Source organism: Sphingomonas sp. STIS6.2, assembly GCF_000732685.2.
GTDB lineage: Bacteria > Pseudomonadota > Alphaproteobacteria > Sphingomonadales > Sphingomonadaceae > Sphingomonas > Sphingomonas aerolata.
The window spans coordinates 131,798-147,237 of sequence record NZ_JPDP02000022.1 but is presented as its reverse complement, the minus strand read 5'-3'; the positions used below and the strand labels follow the sequence as shown (position 1 = coordinate 147,237).

Sequence of the window (15,440 nt, the reverse complement as noted above, 5' to 3'; positions counted from 1 at the left end):
ACGCCGGGCTGGCGTGACGAATAATCGAGATCAATATGCGACGAAGGGCGGCCGCGTGGTGCGGCCGCCCCTCCCCTCATCAGCGCACCGAACCGCGGCGCACCATGTTGACGATCGCGAGCAGGATCACCGCACCGACCAGCGAGATCAGGATCGACTGGATGTTGAGCGCGCCGTCCATGATCGAGGCGCCACCGATGAGCGGCGTGATCAGGAAGCCTGCGAGCAACGCGCCGACGATGCCGACGACGATGTTGAGGAAAACGCCCTGCTGTGCGTCGGTCCGCATGATCATGCTGGCGACCCAGCCGATGAGTCCGCCGACGACGAGAAGGATGATGAGGTTCATGATGAGGCTCCTGTTGATACTTGTACAGGCTGCTCAACGGACCGGGTGCGGCTAACGTTCAGTTCCGCCACGCATAGTGCTTTGCGACATTGGTGCAGGGATACTAGTCCGGTTGGTAGGTCGGGTCTGACTGTGAAGGAACCGGTCGTGCGCTCCAGCGCTGAGGAGGCATGACCAGTACCCCCGGCAAGCCGCTGCACGCCCCCACCCTGCACCATCTCGAACAGCTCATGGCCGGATTGCTCGAAGGGGTGATCCTGATCGACCCGACGGGCGTGATCCTGAGCGCCAACCCCGCCGCGCTCAAGATGCACGGCGTCCGCGGCGTCGGCGACCTAGGTGCGACCGCGGACGATTATGCCGCGCGGTTCGCCCTGCGCTACCGCGACGGGCGCAAGGTGCCGCGGCGCGAATATCCGCTGCTCCGGCTGCTCGCGGGCGAGAGCTTCCCCGACCTGATCGTCGAGGTCACGCCGCGCGACGCGGACGAACCATGCTGGGTCCATCAGGTCCGTGACATCGTCATGGACGAGGATGGCGGCGAGCCCGACTGCCTCGCGCTGGTGATCAGCGACGTGTCCGAGCGGTTCGACGCGGAGGACCGGTTCGAGGCGATGTTCCATGCCAATCCCGCCCCCGCGCTGATCATCCGCATCGCCGACCAGCGTTTCGTCCTGGTCAATCAGGGGTTTCTCGACCTGTCGGGCTATGACCGCGACGCGATCATCGGCAAGACGCTGTTCGATTTCGACTTTCTTGCAGATGTCGAGCGCAAGGCGTTCGTCAAGGCGTGCGTGGCGCGCGGCGAGGTCGTGCCACAGCTCGAGGCGGAGCTGCCGCTCGCCGGCGGCGACACCACGCTGGTCATCCTGGCGGGGCAGCCGATCGAGGTCGGCAACCGCGACTGCCTGTTGTTCACCTTCGCCGACCTCGAACCGCGGCGGCGCGCGGAACATGCGCTGAAGGCGAGCGAGCGGCATTTCGCCGCGGTGTTCGAGATGGCGCCGGTGGCAATGGTCGTGACCCAGACCGACGACAATCGCATCCTGCAGGTGAACGCGGCGTTCAAGACGCTGACCGGCTATGACGATCGCGCGGTGGTCGGCCGGGTCGCCGACGATCTTCAATTGTGGAACGATGCGGGCCAGCGCGAGCAGCTGGAAACCGAGATCCGCGCGCAGGGCGGGTTCCGCGGACAGGACGTCCGCCTGCTCCACAAGAATGGCGAGGCGCTCGACTGTCTCGCCTCCGCCGAAAACATGCGGATCGACGGCGATGCCTGCGTGCTCTGGCTCTATCAGGATATTACCGCGCGGCGGCGCGGCGAGCTCGAGCTGGTCGAGGCGATCGAGGCGGTGATGAAGGACGCCAACTGGCTCGGCCGGTCGATCATGGACAAGCTGGCGACGCTGCGGAACCCGCGCCCCGGCGCCGCCTCGGACGCGCCGCTGCTCGATCTCAGCAAGCGCGAGCGCGAGGTGCTCGAGCTGATCTGCCAGGATCTCGACGATGCCGCGATCGCCGAGCGGCTCGAACTGTCACGCAACACCGTGCGCAACCATGTCGCGCGGCTTTATGCCAAGATCGGCGTCAACCGGCGCAGCGCCGCGGTGGTCTGGGCGCATGAACGCGGGGTCGGCGCCTGAGACGGCGCGCGCCGCCCCGAAGGGCGGCGCGGCCGGTGGTCAGGCGGACTGCGGAATGATGCTGATCATCGCGTCCTCGCTCGGCTCCTTGGCGGGCTTGAGCTTGAGCGCCTGATCCGCGGTCACATGCCGCGTGCGCGTCGCCGGCTCGAGCGTCACGGTCTCGCCCGTCTCGAGCGACCGCTCGACCGCTGCCAGCACGCGCATGTCGAACAGGCCCTCCTGCCCATCGGCTTCGGGATGACGGTCGTTGAGGATGCAGTCGGAGAAATACTGCGTCTCGTTGCCGAACTGCTCGACCGGATCGAAGGCGTGCGTCTTCTCCTTGCCGTCCGCGGTGCGCTCGACATAGGTGATGCTCGTCGTCGGGCCGAACATGAAGGCGGGCGCGGCGTGGATGCTAGCCTTGGTGCCGACCAGCTCGAACCCCTCGGACGAGGCGGTCGCATAGCTGACGGTGAACTGCGCGATGCGGTCGTCGGCGAACTTCAGCGTCACCGCGACGGTGTCGTGAAAGTTGAAGCCGCGACCCGGCGTCTTCGTCCCGACCGCATGCACCGCGATCGGCTCCTGCCCGAACAGGTTGCGCACCGCGTTCAGCGGATAGGTGCCCATGTCGGGGACGGGCCCGCCCCAATAGCCGTTATGCCCGCGCGAATTCTCCTCGCGGACATTCTGCATGAAGGTCGACGAGAAGGCGCGCAGGTCGCCGAACTCGCCCGCCCGCGCGCGTGTGATCATCTCGACCGTGCCGGGTTCGTGATGCAGCCGGTAGGCGATCATCAGCTTGGCGCCGCCCTTCTTCTCGGCGGCGATGATTTGCTCGGCCTCCGCGACGCTCGACGCCATCGGCTTTTCGAGCAGGACATGGATGCCCGCCTGGAGCGCGGGGACGGCATATTGCATGTGCAGGAAATTGGGCGTCGCGATATAGACCGCGTCGATCTCGCCCGAGGCCAGCAGCTCGCCATATTGCTCGTAGGAATAGGCCTTGAGCTTGTAGAGCTTGGCCAGCTTGTCCGCCTTGACCGGGTCGCCGGTGACCAGTGCGGTCATTTCCGAATTATTGGTCCGCGCGATCCCCGGCATGAACGCCTGCTGCGAAATCTGCCCGCCGCCGACGACGGCGTAGCGCACCTTCTTGGTAAGTCCGAACATGACAGTCTCCGTGGTTCAGGAAGGATGGAATGAGGCTGGCAACTCCGCGCGACGCGGTTTTGTTGCACTGCACCCTGCGCGACGAAGCTGGCGGGCGAGGTCGTTACGGACGCGCGCGGATTATATGCCTGCGGTCTTGGGCGAACCGCCAGCGCGCGCGTTATCCTGTCGGCCATTTGCGGTCAGAGGACTGATAGTGCTGAAGTTTCTAGTGGCCGAAAGCGAAACACCCGAACAGCGCGACGCCCGCCGCGAGCATGCGGGAAAGAGCTCGGGCGAGACCTATGCGGCGACGCTCGAACAGCTCAGGCCCGATGCGCAGATCACGATCGTCGCACCCGCAGACGACGACGCGCGCGTGCTCGCGGCTGCCGAGATCGGCGATTTCGACGCGGTGTTCGTCACCGGCTCGCCGCTCCACGTCTATGACGACTCGCCCGAGGTGCAGCGCCAGCTCGCCTTCATGCGTGCGGTGTTCGCCTCGGGGACGCCGTCTTTCGGTTCCTGCGCGGGACTGCAGCTCGCGGTCGCCGCAGCGGGGGGCACGGTCCGCAAGATGCCGCAGACGATGGAGGCCGGGATCGCGCGCCGGATCACGCGGACGCAGGCGGGGCGCGATCACCCGCTGCTCGCCGGCCGCACGGAGAGCTGGGACGCACCCGCGATCCACGGCGACGAGGTCGAGCGGCTGCCGGACGATGCGACATTGCTCGCGAGCAACGCGGTCACCGCGATCCAGGCGGCCGAGATCCGGCATGACGGCGGGATTTTCTGGGGCGTGCAATATCACCCCGAACTGGCCCCGCGCGAAATCGCGATCGCGCTCCGCCGCCAGGCCGGCAGCCTGATCGAGGCGGGGCTCGCCGAGCGCGAGGCCGATGTCGAACAGCGCGCGGCCCAGCTCGATGCGCTGCACGACGATCCCGACCGCCGGTCGCTGCTCTGGCTGCTCGGCGTCGGCGACGATTTCGCGCAGGAGGCGGGTCGGCGGCTCGAACTCACCAATTTCCTGACGCATCTGGTCGAGCGGGGCGACTGACCCCTGCCCTTGCATTCTCACGCCGCGCCCACATCTGCCGTAGCGTAAGCAGCGCGATCTCCGGGGGGATCGTGCGCCGAACGGGGAATGGGGCGGATGTACGATCAACTGGCCGAGAGCGTCATGCTCGAAAGCGACAATGGCGATGTGCGGGCGATCCTCGAAAAGGTCGCGGCGCTGACCGGCATGGGGTTCGTCGCGGTCGCGCGCGTCACCGATACGCGCTGGATCGCCTGCCAGGTGCTCGACCAGATCGATTTCGGCATGTCGCCGGGCGACGAGCTGCGGATCTCGACGACGATCTGCGACGACATCCGCCAGTCGGGCAAGGCCGTCGTCATCGACGACGTGTCGACGAATGATCGCTGGCTGACGCACCCCGCGCCGTCGCTTTATGGCTTCAAGAGCTATGTCTCCTTCCCGATCACGCTAGCCGACGGGTCGTTCTACGGTACGCTGTGCGCGATCGATCCGCGCCCGCGCCAGTTGAGCGGGCGCGAGACCGCCGCGGCGCTGGCGGGGTTCGCGGCGGAAGTCGGCGCGGTGCTGTCGCGGAACGTGCCCGCGGGCTGAGCGGGCCGGATCACCGAAGACCGAGCCAGTGTCGCGCCGCCGTCCAGTCGCGCAGCACCAGCCGCTCGACGACCAGCACCAGCAGCATCGACGCGCCGAACAGCGGCAAAGCCAGACCGAGCAGGATCAGCAGCGCCACGAACCCCGCCGCGACGCGCGGTCGCGGCCGCGCGGGTGGTGCGCCGAGCGTGTCGGCGGGCCGACGCCGCCACCACAGCACGACGCTGCTGACCGACACCAGCGCCAGCCCGATCGCGGTCAGCAGCCCGAGCAGCTGGTTCGCCCAGCCGAACAGCTGTCCCTCGTGCGCGGCGACGCCGTAACCGACGATCCGGTCGATCAGCCGGCGTTGCGCGAAGTCCTTGCGTGTCAGGATCGCGCCGGTCGCACCGTCGAGCGTCAGGTCGGTGCGCAGCGGCCGGTTCGCGGCATCGGACTTGGCGGTCCAGGGCTGGCCCGCGCCCGCCGGCGGCGCGATCAGGACCGGCGGCGCGAGCGCGAGCGGGCGCAGGGTCGCGATCAGCCGGTCAAGCGGCACGTCCGAGACCGCGGGATGCGCCATCGTCATCCCGCCATGTTCGGCATGCGCGCCCACCATCGCGCGGGTGCCGGCATCGGCGGCACCGCGCGCGCGAAGTTCCGCGGCCTGCCCCGCCGACCAGTCCTGCCTGACCACCCGCCCCTCGGCCACCGTCCGGATCGCCTTCAGGTAACTCCCCCAGCTCGCGGCCCAGGGCAGGCCCGATATGAGCAATGCGAGCGCGAAGACCGATACCCAGAGCCCGGTGACGCCGTGCAGGTCGCGCCAGAACCGCCGCCCGCCCGCGCGCAACCGCGGATAGATTACCCCCGCCAGCCCGCTGCCGCGCGGCCACCACAGGACCAGCCCCGACAGGATCATGACGATCGCCCAGGAAGCGGCGAGCTCGACCAGATAAGAGCCGGGCGTGCCGATCAGCAACTCACCGTGGAGCCGGAAGATGATCCGCATCAGCCGGCTGTCCTCGTCGACGCTGTGGAGGATCGCGAGCGTGTTCGGATGGACATAGACGCGCGTCTCGGTGGTGCCGGCGCCGACGATCACCTGCACCGCCTCGTCGGGCCGCTCGGGCAACTGATAGCGGTGGAGCACCGATCCCGGCACCGCGCGCACCGCCGCATCGGCCTGTCGCGCCGCCGAGGCGCGCGCGCCGTCCAGCGGGAGATGCGTATAGGGGCGATCGATCAGCGCCTCGATCTGCGGGCGGAACAGGTAGATCGAGCCGGTGACCGACAGCCACAGCACGAACGGAAGGCAGAACAGCCCGGCATAGAAATGCCAGCGCCAGATCGTCGGATAGCCCGGCCAGCCACGGCCGGGGCCGGGTCCGCCTGGAGAGGCCGGGGCGGCGGCGGGAGCGGACGCACGCATCAGAACCGCGCCTTCACGCCGGCATAGACGGTGCGCGGGACACCGGCATAGATCGACCCGGTCGCCGTCCGCAGCACCGCTTCCGGATTCTGCTGACCGGTCGTCGCGTTCAGGCTGTTCGCGATCACCGAGGCCGAGCCGACATAGGTCGTGTCGAACAGGTTCTGCACCGAGGCGAACAGCCGCAGCCGCGACCACACCCCCTCCCCCCTTGGTGGATCATAATGGAGGTTGAGATTGGCGAGCGTATAGCCCGCCACGCTCAGCAAATTGCCATTGTCGATCGCATAGCGATCGCGGTGGGTCAGCTCGACGAACCCGCCCAGCCCCGCCACCGCGCCACCCGGCTGGTCATAGCCGAACCGGACGTTGACGAAGGTCGGGATGACCCCGGGGATGCGGTTACCTGCGCGGTCGAACGTCGCCGACACCGCGCCCGACGTCAGCCGCTCGACGAATTCGGTATAGTGATGGTCGTTATAGCTGTAGCTCGCATCGATCCGCGCGCCTGGCAGCAGCGCGGGCAGCGGCGTCCAGCTGAGCCCGAGCTCGACGCCGCGGTGGACCGAGCGCGGCGCGTTGGTGGTATAGGCGAGCAAATTGACGCCCGCCGACTGGCTGACCTGTTCGTTGCGGAACCATTCGTAATAGCCCGTCACCTCGGCCTTCAGATTGGTCCCGAGCGCGACTTCGACGCCGAGGTCGATACCGGTGTTTCGCTGGGTCTTCAGCGTCACGTTGTTGCCCGGCACCCCCGCCGCGGTCACGAACAGCGCGCCGGCCTGCGGGATGCCATAGCCGGTGCCGACGCGCGCATGCAGGCGGACCGCGTCGATCGCCTGCCAGACGAGCGAGGCCTCGGGGGCGACGTTCCAGAAATGGCGCTCGGCGGGGATCACGCTCAGCACCGGGTTCGCGCCGAGCGGATAGGCATAGCCGGTCTGCGTCACGCCGATGATCGATCGCTCCGCGCCGATGCCGGCGATGAACTGGAGCCGCGACGTCAGGCTCAGCTCCTCGCGGGCGCGCGCGCCCATGTTGCGGACGTCGCCGAACACCGTCTGGGTCGGCGCGCCGATCCCGTCGCGGCCCGCGGGCGTCTTGTTAAAGCTGTAGCTCTGGTTATCGAGGTAATTGTAGAAGACGCCGACAAAGCTCGTCGCCGCCATTCCGAACAGCGTGCCGCGGTGCGTGACGTCGCTGGTGATGTTGTAGCTGTCGAGCGTCCCCTTGAACGGCGTCGCGCTGGTCGGCTGGTTGACGACGCGGCTGTCGAACGTCGCCTGGGTCCGCCACGTCGCGGTCGTGCTCAGGTCATGTTCGTAGCGGGTGCCGACGATCGTCCGGCGATCGTTGCGCGCAAGATCTGCCTCGGCCGCGGTCTGCGCGATCCGCGCGCCGTTGACGCCGTTGGCGAGCACCGAGATCGTCCCGCAGCCCGGCGCCGCGCCGACCCGCGTCGCGCAGCCGCGCTGATAGGGATTGGCGCGATACTGGTCGAGCGAGAGCCGCGTCGACAGCGCGAATTCGCCCTCGTTGTAGATGATCTTCGCGGTCAGCCGGTCGCGGTCCGAAATGGCATAGGTCGCCAGCGCGTTGATCGTCCCGGTCTCATACCCCGTATGCCCGGTCGACCCGTTCGCGCGGACGAAGCTGCCGAACAGCACATAGTCGAAATCCGCGCCGGCATCGCCGATCGTCGCATAGACATTGGCATAGCCGTCGCTGCCCGTGTCGATGCCGATCTCGGCGCCGTCGATGTCGCGACCGCGTCGGGTGCGGAAATTGACCGCGCCGCCGATCGCGTAATTGCCATAAAGTGCGGAGGACGGCCCGCGGACCACGTCGACCGCGCCGTAAGCATGCGGATCGGTCAGGTCGAACCGCGCCAGCCCGTCGGGCTGGGTGACGGGGAAGTCATCCTCGAACACCTGGATGTTGCGCGCGCCGAAGCTGTTGCGCGCGTTCGAGCCGCGGATCGACACGCCGACGTCGCGCGGGCCGTTGCCCTGGATGACGACGACGCCGGGCGACAGCTTGACGATGTCGGCGATCGTCGTCGCGGGGGTGTTGCGGAACGCGGCGTCGTCGATCGTCGTGACGGTCTGCCCGGTCACGCGCGTCGTCAGCGACAATGCGTTGCCGGTGACGATGATGTCGTCACCGTCAATCGCCACGGCGGCGGTACGCCGCGGCGCCTCCGCCGGGCCGCTCGGTTCGTCGAGGCGGCGCAGTTCGGCATCGATCGCGGCACGATCGCGCAGCAGCGCCGCACGCCGGGCTGCGATATCGGCATTCTGGGCGGCAGGGAGAGGCGCAGCCGCGATCGGCGCGGCACAGGCGATCGCGGAGATCGCCGCCATGAGATGGCATCGGGACATGGGAATTCCTGGTCGGACGCGGCCGGGTCCCGTCGGGACCGGGTCATGTAGGGGTCGCGGGCAGCCGCCCCCCGCCCGCACTTCGGCGGACAGGGTCGGCATCGCATCGGGTCACCGCGCGGCCCGTTCGGGGCGTCGCGCCGGCAACCGCTCAACCGCGGACCGGAGGACCTCGCAAGGGGGGACGCAGAAACTCGGGTGCGCGCGCGACGACCGGGGTCGCAACGCGGAAGACGGTGGCGACGACGAATGCGATCGCCAGCGCGAGCAGCACCGGATCGGCCGCGGCCAGCGCCGCCGTCGTCAGGCCGGAAAAGGCGCAGGGCATCTCGCGGCCCGCATGCTGAGTCTTGTCCGGGTCATGCGTCATCCCCGGCATCGCCGCGTGCGTCGTCTGCGACGTCGCCGTCGCGAGGGGGGAAGGCCCCGCCCCGGCACATAACTGGATCGTGAGCACGCCGTTCGTCACGACCGGCATGAACCCGCCCGGCACGAGGATCTTCATCGCCAGCGCGACCACGACCAGCCATGCGGCGAGCGCAGGATGATCGCGGAGCAGGCGGCGAAGCGGTGTCACGCGCCCGTCCTAGCGGGTCGGCGCGGATCTGTCGCCGGTCGTCGCGCGGGTCGGGCCATCCGCCTGTCCCGCCGCTGGACGCCCCGCTCCGCGCAGCTCGGCGATCCGCAGGCAGCCGCCGCCGGGCGGCGCATCGCCGGTCCAGCTGAGCCGGTAGCGGACGAGCAGCCCGTCATGATCGGACAGCTTCGGGCTGCCCGGCGCGCCGTCGAACATCGCGCGGACCGCGACCGGCACGATGCGGATGCGCGTACCCTGCGCAAAGAACTGGAGATCCTGCGTGTCGAGCCACGGCGCGTCGCCGTCCCAGGACAGTGATACCGCACAGGCTGCGCGCGCCTGGCAATATTCATGGACCAGACCGAACGGGTGATGCAGCCGGAAATCGTCGAACCGCGCGGGCGACCGGCGCATGTTGAAATCGCCGCCCAGGATCATCGGCCGCGAAGGGGTGCGGCGCGCGGCGAGAAACGCCTCGAGCTCGCGGGTCTGCGCGCGGTGCGCGGCGCGGTGCCGCGCGGGTGCGACCTTCGACGCCTTGCGCGCATTCATGTGCGTGTTGGCGATGTCTATTCCCTCGGGAACGCCGGGCACCGCGAGCGTCGCCAGCACCACGCCCTTGTTCGACAGACAGTCGAACCCCGCACAGGCCCGCCGCGAATAGGGATCGCGCGCGACGCCGGTGATCGCGAAGCGGCTGGCGATGACCAGTCCCGAGCTCATCAGCCGCACGCCCAGCTCGCCCTTCGCCAGCTTGGCACGCCCGGGCAGCCGGTCGTCCTGCGAATAGACGCTGCGCCTCGTCCGTGACGGTCCGCTCGCGAGCGACGGATAGCCGGTGGCGACCACCCCGCGCACCGCCGCGCGCGAGAAGACCTCCTGGAACAGCACCACGTCGGGCGCGGTCCCGGCCACGCGCAGATCGCGCAGGATCCGCCCGATCGCCGCGAGATCGCGCCCGCGCCCCGACCGCGCGGGCCATTGCAGCCCCTCGATATTATAGGTCAGCACGTCGATCGTCGTGCTGCGTTCGCCCGATGCCGCGATCTGGATCGCAGGCGGCCCGCCGCCCTCCCCGGCGTCGACGCCGCCACAGGGCAGCGTCCGGAACCGCGGCAAGCTGCCGCACCCTGCGAGGCCGAGCGTGAGCGCGACCCCCAGCAGGATGCGGCCTGGAATCACCTACCAGCTCAGCCCGGCGCGGGCGTAGAGATAGCGGCCGTTGAAGCCGAACGGCGAGTAATAGGGGAAGCCGATCACGCCGGTCGTGTTGTTCGCCGTGACGGTCGCATCGGGATAGACGTCGAACAGGTTGCTGACGCCCAGCCCGAGCTGCGCGCCCTTGGTCGCCTGATAGCGAAGCTCGACATCGGTGATGACGTGCTTGCCGCTGTGCACGTCCGCGGCGGGCGTCGTCCCCGGCTGGTTGACGTCGCCATAATAGGTGACGCGGGCGAGCGCGCCGAGCTGGTCGAGCGACCAGTCGATCGAGCCGGTGACCTTCTCGCCCGGCGTGCCGTCCTCGAGCGTCAGGATCCGGCTGCGCGCGAACAGCGTCGGTGCAGGGTCGAGCGTCGAGGTCGAGGTCGGGACGCGCGTCACCTTGCCGTCGTTGATGTTGCCCGCCACCGTCAGGTCGAAATTGCCCGCCGCCACGGTCCGCACGCGGTAATGCGCGACCGCGTCGATGCCCTTGGTGGTCGAGGCGAGACCGTTGATGAAGAACCGCGCCGCGGTCGCGCCCGATCCGGCGAGCAGCGTGGCGATCTGCGCGTTGACCTCGGGGGACTGGGTCGCCGCGGTGGTGATGTTCTCCGACAGCCCGATCTGGTTGCGGATGTGGATGCGATAGGCGTCGACGGTCAGGTCGAACCCGCCGAACCGCAGCACCGTGCCGAGCGACAGGTTGGTCGATTTCTCGGGCTCGAGCGGCAGTCCGCCGAGCCGCGCCGCGACCGGGCTGACCGAGGGGAAGGTGCCCGTCTGGATCGGCGCGCCATTCTGGATCACGGTCGAGATCGACGTGAAATATTGCTGCTGCAACGCCGGCGCGCGGAAGCCGGTCGAGGCCGTTCCGCGCACCGCGATCCACGGCGCGACGTCATAGCGTGCGGAGATCTTGCCGGTCCCGGTCGAGCCGAAGTCGGAATAATCCTCGCCGCGCCCCGCCAGCCCGATCAGCAGCGCGTCGGTCACCTGCGCCTCGAGATCGAGATAGGCGCTGAAGTTGCGGCGATTGCGGTCGACGACATTGTCGGTCGAGAAGCCGCCAAACCCCTGCGCCCCCACCGCCGCGCCCGCGACCGCGCCCGTCACGGGCGTGGTGTAGGAGGCGCGTTCGCCCGCCTGGATCTCGAAACTCTCGCGCCGCGCCTCGAGCCCGAAGGCAACGTTGAGCCCCTGCAGCACGTCGAGCTTGCGGTTGACGTCGAGCCCGGCGACCAGCTGGCCATAGATCAGCGCGCCGTCCGAAAAGTCCTGCGGCGTCGCGGCGCCATAGGCATAGTTGGCGGAATTGAGCGTGCGGAACCCGATCTTGTTGCGGCCATAGCTGACGTTCAGGTCGACGCTCCAGTCCGCGACCTCGCCCTTGATCCCGACCGCCGAATTGATGTCGCGCGACTTGGTGTTGATCAGCGGCAGGAAGCCGTCGGGATAGCCGGCCAGCGCGGTCGTCGCGCTCGCCAACCGCGGGAAGGCCGCGCTGCGCGTGTCGCGGTCCTGATAGCCGAACCAGCCATAAAGGCCCCAGCTTCCCGTCAGCGTCGTGCCGGCATTGGCGAAGACGCTATATTGCTCGACCTGCGGATCGCCGAAGCGTCCGGTGACGCGGGTCGGGGTGACGCGCGGATCGAAATCGGCGCGGTTGGTCGCCTGGCGGTTCAGATATTCGCCCGACAGCGTCAGGAACCCGTCCTCGCCAAAGCCCAGCCCCTGCCAGCCCGAGACCGTCACGGCATGCTCGCCGGTCGTGCTGCGGCTGCCGCGCGCGGTATCGATGTCGGTGTTGTAGAAGCCGTAATTGACCGTCGCGCCGCCGCCCGAACGGGCTTCGCGCAGCCGCAGGTTGACGACGCCCGCGATCGCATCGGACCCATATTGCGCCGATGCACCGTCACGCAGCACCTCGATCCGGTCGAGCGCGACGGTCGGGATGGTGTTCAGATCGACCGCTGCCGAGCCGCGGCCGACCGAACCGCCGATGTTGAGCAGCGCCGCGGTATGCCCGCGCACGCCGTTGATCAGCACCAGCGTCTGGTCGGGCGACAGGCCGCGCAGCGTCGCCGGGCGGATCGCGTCGGTGCCGTCGACCGCGGAGGCGCGCGGGAAGTCGATCGACGGCGCGATCGCCGACAGCGCGGCGCCAAGCTCGGTCGTGCCCTGGCGCTGGAGCGACGCGCCGCTCAGCACGTCGACCGGCGACACGCTGTCGAGCCGCGACCGGCCGACCGCGCGCGTCCCCGTGACGATGATCTCGTCCTGCGCGACCGGCGCTGCGCCGTCAGGCTCCGCGGCGGCGGGTGCATCCTGCACGGTTTCTGCAGGCGCGGGCGCGACCTGTGCGTCGGCTTGCGCGGCCACAAAAGCGAGAGTCGAGGCGGCCAGCGCCAGCGCGGTACGATAGGCAGTCATGTCGAAGTCCCTTTTGGCGATCGTTCTGTGACGATCTTTCGCGTGCACGAAGATGCACAACGCATTCACCCGGCCCGATAGGTCCCAAGCGACTGTGCGATAAGTGAAAAGAATGCGAGACCGGATGCGCGGGCTGCAACGGGGCATCGCGGCGGCGACATCGAACCGTCACCGTAACGACGCGGCCACGTCACGGATCTGGTTAATGGATCCCCCCGAGGCTGCGCGGTCGCGGCCAAGGGGACGCTTCATGACCTATCTCTCCACCTTGCTCACGGGCGTCGCCGCGGTCGCGCTCGGGATCGGCCTCGCGGTCACGGCACCCGCCGCCGCGCAGACCGCGGGCGACCGTGCATCGCTGCCGGTCGCGACGCCCGCCGCCGACGCGCCGCCGGGTGACGAGATCGTCGTGCTCGGCTTTGGCGAGAGCCGTCAGGTGCAGAGCGTGACCGCCGCCGATCTCTCGCGGCTGACGCCGGGGTCGAGCCCCTTGAAGGCGATCGAGAAGCTGCCGGGCGTCAATTTCCAGGCCGCCGATCCGTTCGGCGCCTATGAATGGGCGGTCCGGATCTCGCTGCGCGGGTTCAACCAGAACCAGCTCGGCTTCACGCTCGACGGCGTGCCGCTCGGCGACATGAGCTATGGCAACGTCAACGGCCTGCACATCAGCCGCGCGATCATTTCGGAAAACGTCGCGCGGACCGACGTGGCGCAGGGCGCAGGCGCGCTCGGCACCGCTTCGACCAGCAATCTGGGCGGTACGATCGAGTTCTTCAGCGACAAACCGCGCGACACGCTGAACGTCACCGGCGGCGGCACCTATGGTTCGAACGACACCTATCGCGGCTTCGCACGGATCGACAGCGGCGATCTCGGCGGCGGGCTGAAGGGCTATCTCAGCTACGGGTTCCTCACCACCGACAAGTGGAAGGGCGCGGGCGTCCAGCGCCAGCACCAGGCGAACGGCAAGATCGTCAAGGATCTGGGCAGCCTCGGCAGCCTGTCGGCGTTCCTCAACTTCTCCGACCGGCGCGAGCAGGATTACCAGGATCTGAGCTACGACATCATCCGCCGACGTGGGCTGGGCAACGACAACATCGCCGACAATTATCCGCTCGCGCTGCAGATCGCGAAGGTCGCGCAGAACCAGGCGGCGGCAGCGGCCGGCGCGGCGCAGCCCTGGGCGGGCGTCGGCACCGCGTTTCCCGCCGGGATCGGCACGGTCGACGACGTCTATTTCGACGCCGCGGGCGTCCGTCGCGATTATCTGGGCGGGGTGACGTTCGACGCGAACCTCACCCCCGGGCTGACGCTCAGGACCACCGGCTATTATCACGACAACAAGGGCCAGGGATCGTGGATCACGCCCTATTCGCCGACGCCCGCCGGCGCCGCCAATGCCGATGGCACGCCGATCGCCGCCGCCAGCCCGCTCGGCTTCCGCACCACCGAATATGCGATCAAGCGCGGCGGAGCACTCAGCAACCTGGCCTATGAAACCGGCGCGAACACGCTCGAACTCGGCGGCTGGTATGAAAGCAACACTTTCACCCAGGCGCGCCGCTTCTACAGCATGACCGATACCGCGACGCCGAACCGCGACGTGCTGAAGTTCCAGGACAATCCCTATGCGACGCAATGGGACGGCAAATACACCACCGACACGATCCAGTATCATGTCGGCGACACGCTCCGCCTCGCCGACGATCGGCTGACCCTCAACGCCGGGTGGAAGGGCTTCACCGTCACCAACCGTGCGATCATGCTGCCCGCGACGACCTCGCCGCTCGCGGTCGGGCGGATCTCCGCCAAGGACTGGTTCCAGCCCCAGGCCGGGCTGCTCTTCAAGCTCGCGCCAGGCACCGAGCTGTTCGCGGACTATAAGGAAAACGTCCGCGCCTATGTCTCGTCGGCGACGACCGGGCCGTTCTCGACCACGCAGGCCGGGTTCAACGCGATCCGCGACCGGCTGAAGCCCGAACGGTCGAAGACCGCGGAGGGCGGGCTGCGGTTCCGCCAGGGCCCAGTCCAGGCCTCGGCGGTCGGCTATTATATCGACTTCTCGAACCGGCTGCTCGGCTTTGCTAATGGCGCGGGGATCATCGGCAACCCGGCGACGCTCAACAATGTCGGCAGCGTCCGGACCTATGGCGCGGAGGTCGCGCTGACCTACCGCGTGTTCACGCCGCTGTCGCTGTTCGCGAGCTACTCGTACAACAACTCGCAATATGCCGACGACGTGCTCGATGCGCGCGGCACGGTGCTGGTCGCGACCGACGGCAAGACCGCGGTCGACAGCCCCGAACACATGGTCAAGGGCGAGATCGTGTTCGAACAGTCGGGCGTCACCGCACGCGTCGGCGCGGACTATATGAGCAAGCGCTACTTCACCTATCTGAACGACCAGTCGGTGTCGGGCCGCGTGCTCGTCGACGCCAGCATCGGCTACCGCTTCGAGGGGGACGGCCCGCTCCACGGCGTGTCGATCGAGGGCAGCGTCACCAACCTGACCGACAAGGGCTATATCTCGACGATCGGCTCGAACGGCTTCACCGCCAGCGGCGACAACCAGACGCTGCTGGCCGGCGCCCCGCGCCAGGTGTTCGTGTCGCTGAAGAAGGGGTTCTGACGCGCGGGCCGGATCGGGACTTGGGCGCCCCGATCCGGCCTTTG

At 68.5% G+C, this 15,440-nt stretch carries 11 protein-coding genes; 4 read left to right on the top strand and 7 right to left on the bottom strand.

All coding sequences use genetic code 11. The annotated features are described in order from the left end of the window. Positions 1-79: 79 nt before the first annotated feature. Positions 80-349: a GlsB/YeaQ/YmgE family stress response membrane protein gene (locus tag sphst_RS03590; RefSeq protein WP_031393553.1), complete on the bottom strand. Its 270-nt coding sequence runs from the start codon at positions 347-349 to the stop codon at positions 80-82. Between the two features lie 170 nt (positions 350-519). Here sphst_RS03590 and sphst_RS03585 point away from each other — a divergent pair, with 170 nt between their 5' ends. Next, the gene (locus sphst_RS03585; RefSeq protein ID WP_043156603.1) at positions 520-1,995 is read left to right on the top strand and encodes a helix-turn-helix transcriptional regulator; all 1,476 of its coding nucleotides are present in this window, start codon (positions 520-522) and stop codon (positions 1,993-1,995) included. Positions 1,996-2,034: 39 nt separating this feature from the next. Here sphst_RS03585 and sphst_RS03580 read toward each other — a convergent pair whose 3' ends face one another. After that, complete coding sequence (locus sphst_RS03580; RefSeq protein WP_056405586.1) at positions 2,035-3,153, bottom strand: Gfo/Idh/MocA family protein; 1,119 nt, start codon at positions 3,151-3,153, stop codon at positions 2,035-2,037. Positions 3,154-3,349: 196 nt separating this feature from the next. On the opposite strand from sphst_RS03580, the gene sphst_RS03575 reads away from it, so the two are divergent. Beyond that, on the top strand, positions 3,350-4,192 hold the full coding sequence (locus sphst_RS03575) for a type 1 glutamine amidotransferase (protein ID WP_056405585.1): 843 nt from the start codon (positions 3,350-3,352) through the stop codon (positions 4,190-4,192). A gap of 96 nt (positions 4,193-4,288) precedes the next feature. After that, positions 4,289-4,765 (top strand): GAF domain-containing protein, encoded by a 477-nt coding sequence (locus sphst_RS03570; RefSeq protein WP_107045184.1) that lies wholly within the window; start codon positions 4,289-4,291, stop codon positions 4,763-4,765. Between the two features lie 10 nt (positions 4,766-4,775). Here sphst_RS03570 and sphst_RS03565 read toward each other — a convergent pair whose 3' ends face one another. The 5 genes from sphst_RS03565 to sphst_RS03545 all read right to left on the bottom strand — a co-directional run bounded on the left by sphst_RS03565 (position 4,776) and on the right by sphst_RS03545 (position 12,767). Further along, the gene (locus sphst_RS03565) at positions 4,776-6,176 is read right to left on the bottom strand and encodes a PepSY-associated TM helix domain-containing protein (RefSeq protein ID WP_107045157.1); all 1,401 of its coding nucleotides are present in this window, start codon (positions 6,174-6,176) and stop codon (positions 4,776-4,778) included. Beyond that, positions 6,176-8,557: a TonB-dependent receptor family protein gene (locus sphst_RS03560; protein WP_056405582.1), complete on the bottom strand. Its 2,382-nt coding sequence runs from the start codon at positions 8,555-8,557 to the stop codon at positions 6,176-6,178. Before sphst_RS03560 ends, sphst_RS03565 begins: the two co-directional genes overlap by 1 nt. A 151-nt stretch (positions 8,558-8,708) precedes the next feature. Next, entirely contained in the window at positions 8,709-9,134 is a 426-nt protein-coding gene (locus sphst_RS03555) for a DUF2946 family protein (RefSeq protein ID WP_056405581.1), read from the bottom strand. Between the two features lie 9 nt (positions 9,135-9,143). Beyond that, positions 9,144-10,316, bottom strand: a complete 1,173-nt coding sequence (locus sphst_RS03550; RefSeq protein ID WP_159043490.1) for an endonuclease/exonuclease/phosphatase family protein — start codon at positions 10,314-10,316, stop codon at positions 9,144-9,146. Beyond that, positions 10,317-12,767, bottom strand: a complete 2,451-nt coding sequence (locus sphst_RS03545; RefSeq protein ID WP_107045156.1) for a TonB-dependent receptor plug domain-containing protein — start codon at positions 12,765-12,767, stop codon at positions 10,317-10,319. Positions 12,768-13,017: 250 nt separating this feature from the next. On the opposite strand from sphst_RS03545, the gene sphst_RS03540 reads away from it, so the two are divergent. After that, positions 13,018-15,396 carry a TonB-dependent receptor gene (locus tag sphst_RS03540; RefSeq protein ID WP_107045155.1) on the top strand — a complete coding sequence of 793 codons (2,379 nt, stop codon included), beginning with the start codon at positions 13,018-13,020 and terminating at the stop codon, positions 15,394-15,396. Positions 15,397-15,440 lie beyond the last annotated feature (44 nt).

Excerpts from the sequence above, each read along its gene's own strand:
- sphst_RS03590 (WP_031393553.1), bottom strand. The coding sequence starts at position 349 with ATGAACCTCATCATCCTTCTCGTCGTCGGCGGACTCATCGGCTGGGTC.
- sphst_RS03585 (WP_043156603.1), top strand. The coding sequence starts at position 520 with ATGACCAGTACCCCCGGCAAGCCGCTGCACGCCCCCACCCTGCACCAT.
- sphst_RS03580 (WP_056405586.1), bottom strand. The coding sequence starts at position 3,153 with ATGTTCGGACTTACCAAGAAGGTGCGCTACGCCGTCGTCGGCGGCGGG.
- sphst_RS03570 (WP_107045184.1), top strand. The coding sequence starts at position 4,289 with ATGTACGATCAACTGGCCGAGAGCGTCATGCTCGAAAGCGACAATGGC.
- sphst_RS03565 (WP_107045157.1), bottom strand. The coding sequence starts at position 6,176 with ATGCGTGCGTCCGCTCCCGCCGCCGCCCCGGCCTCTCCAGGCGGACCC.
- sphst_RS03560 (WP_056405582.1), bottom strand. The coding sequence starts at position 8,557 with ATGTCCCGATGCCATCTCATGGCGGCGATCTCCGCGATCGCCTGTGCC.
- sphst_RS03545 (WP_107045156.1), bottom strand. The coding sequence starts at position 12,767 with ATGACTGCCTATCGTACCGCGCTGGCGCTGGCCGCCTCGACTCTCGCT.
- sphst_RS03540 (WP_107045155.1), top strand. The coding sequence starts at position 13,018 with ATGACCTATCTCTCCACCTTGCTCACGGGCGTCGCCGCGGTCGCGCTC.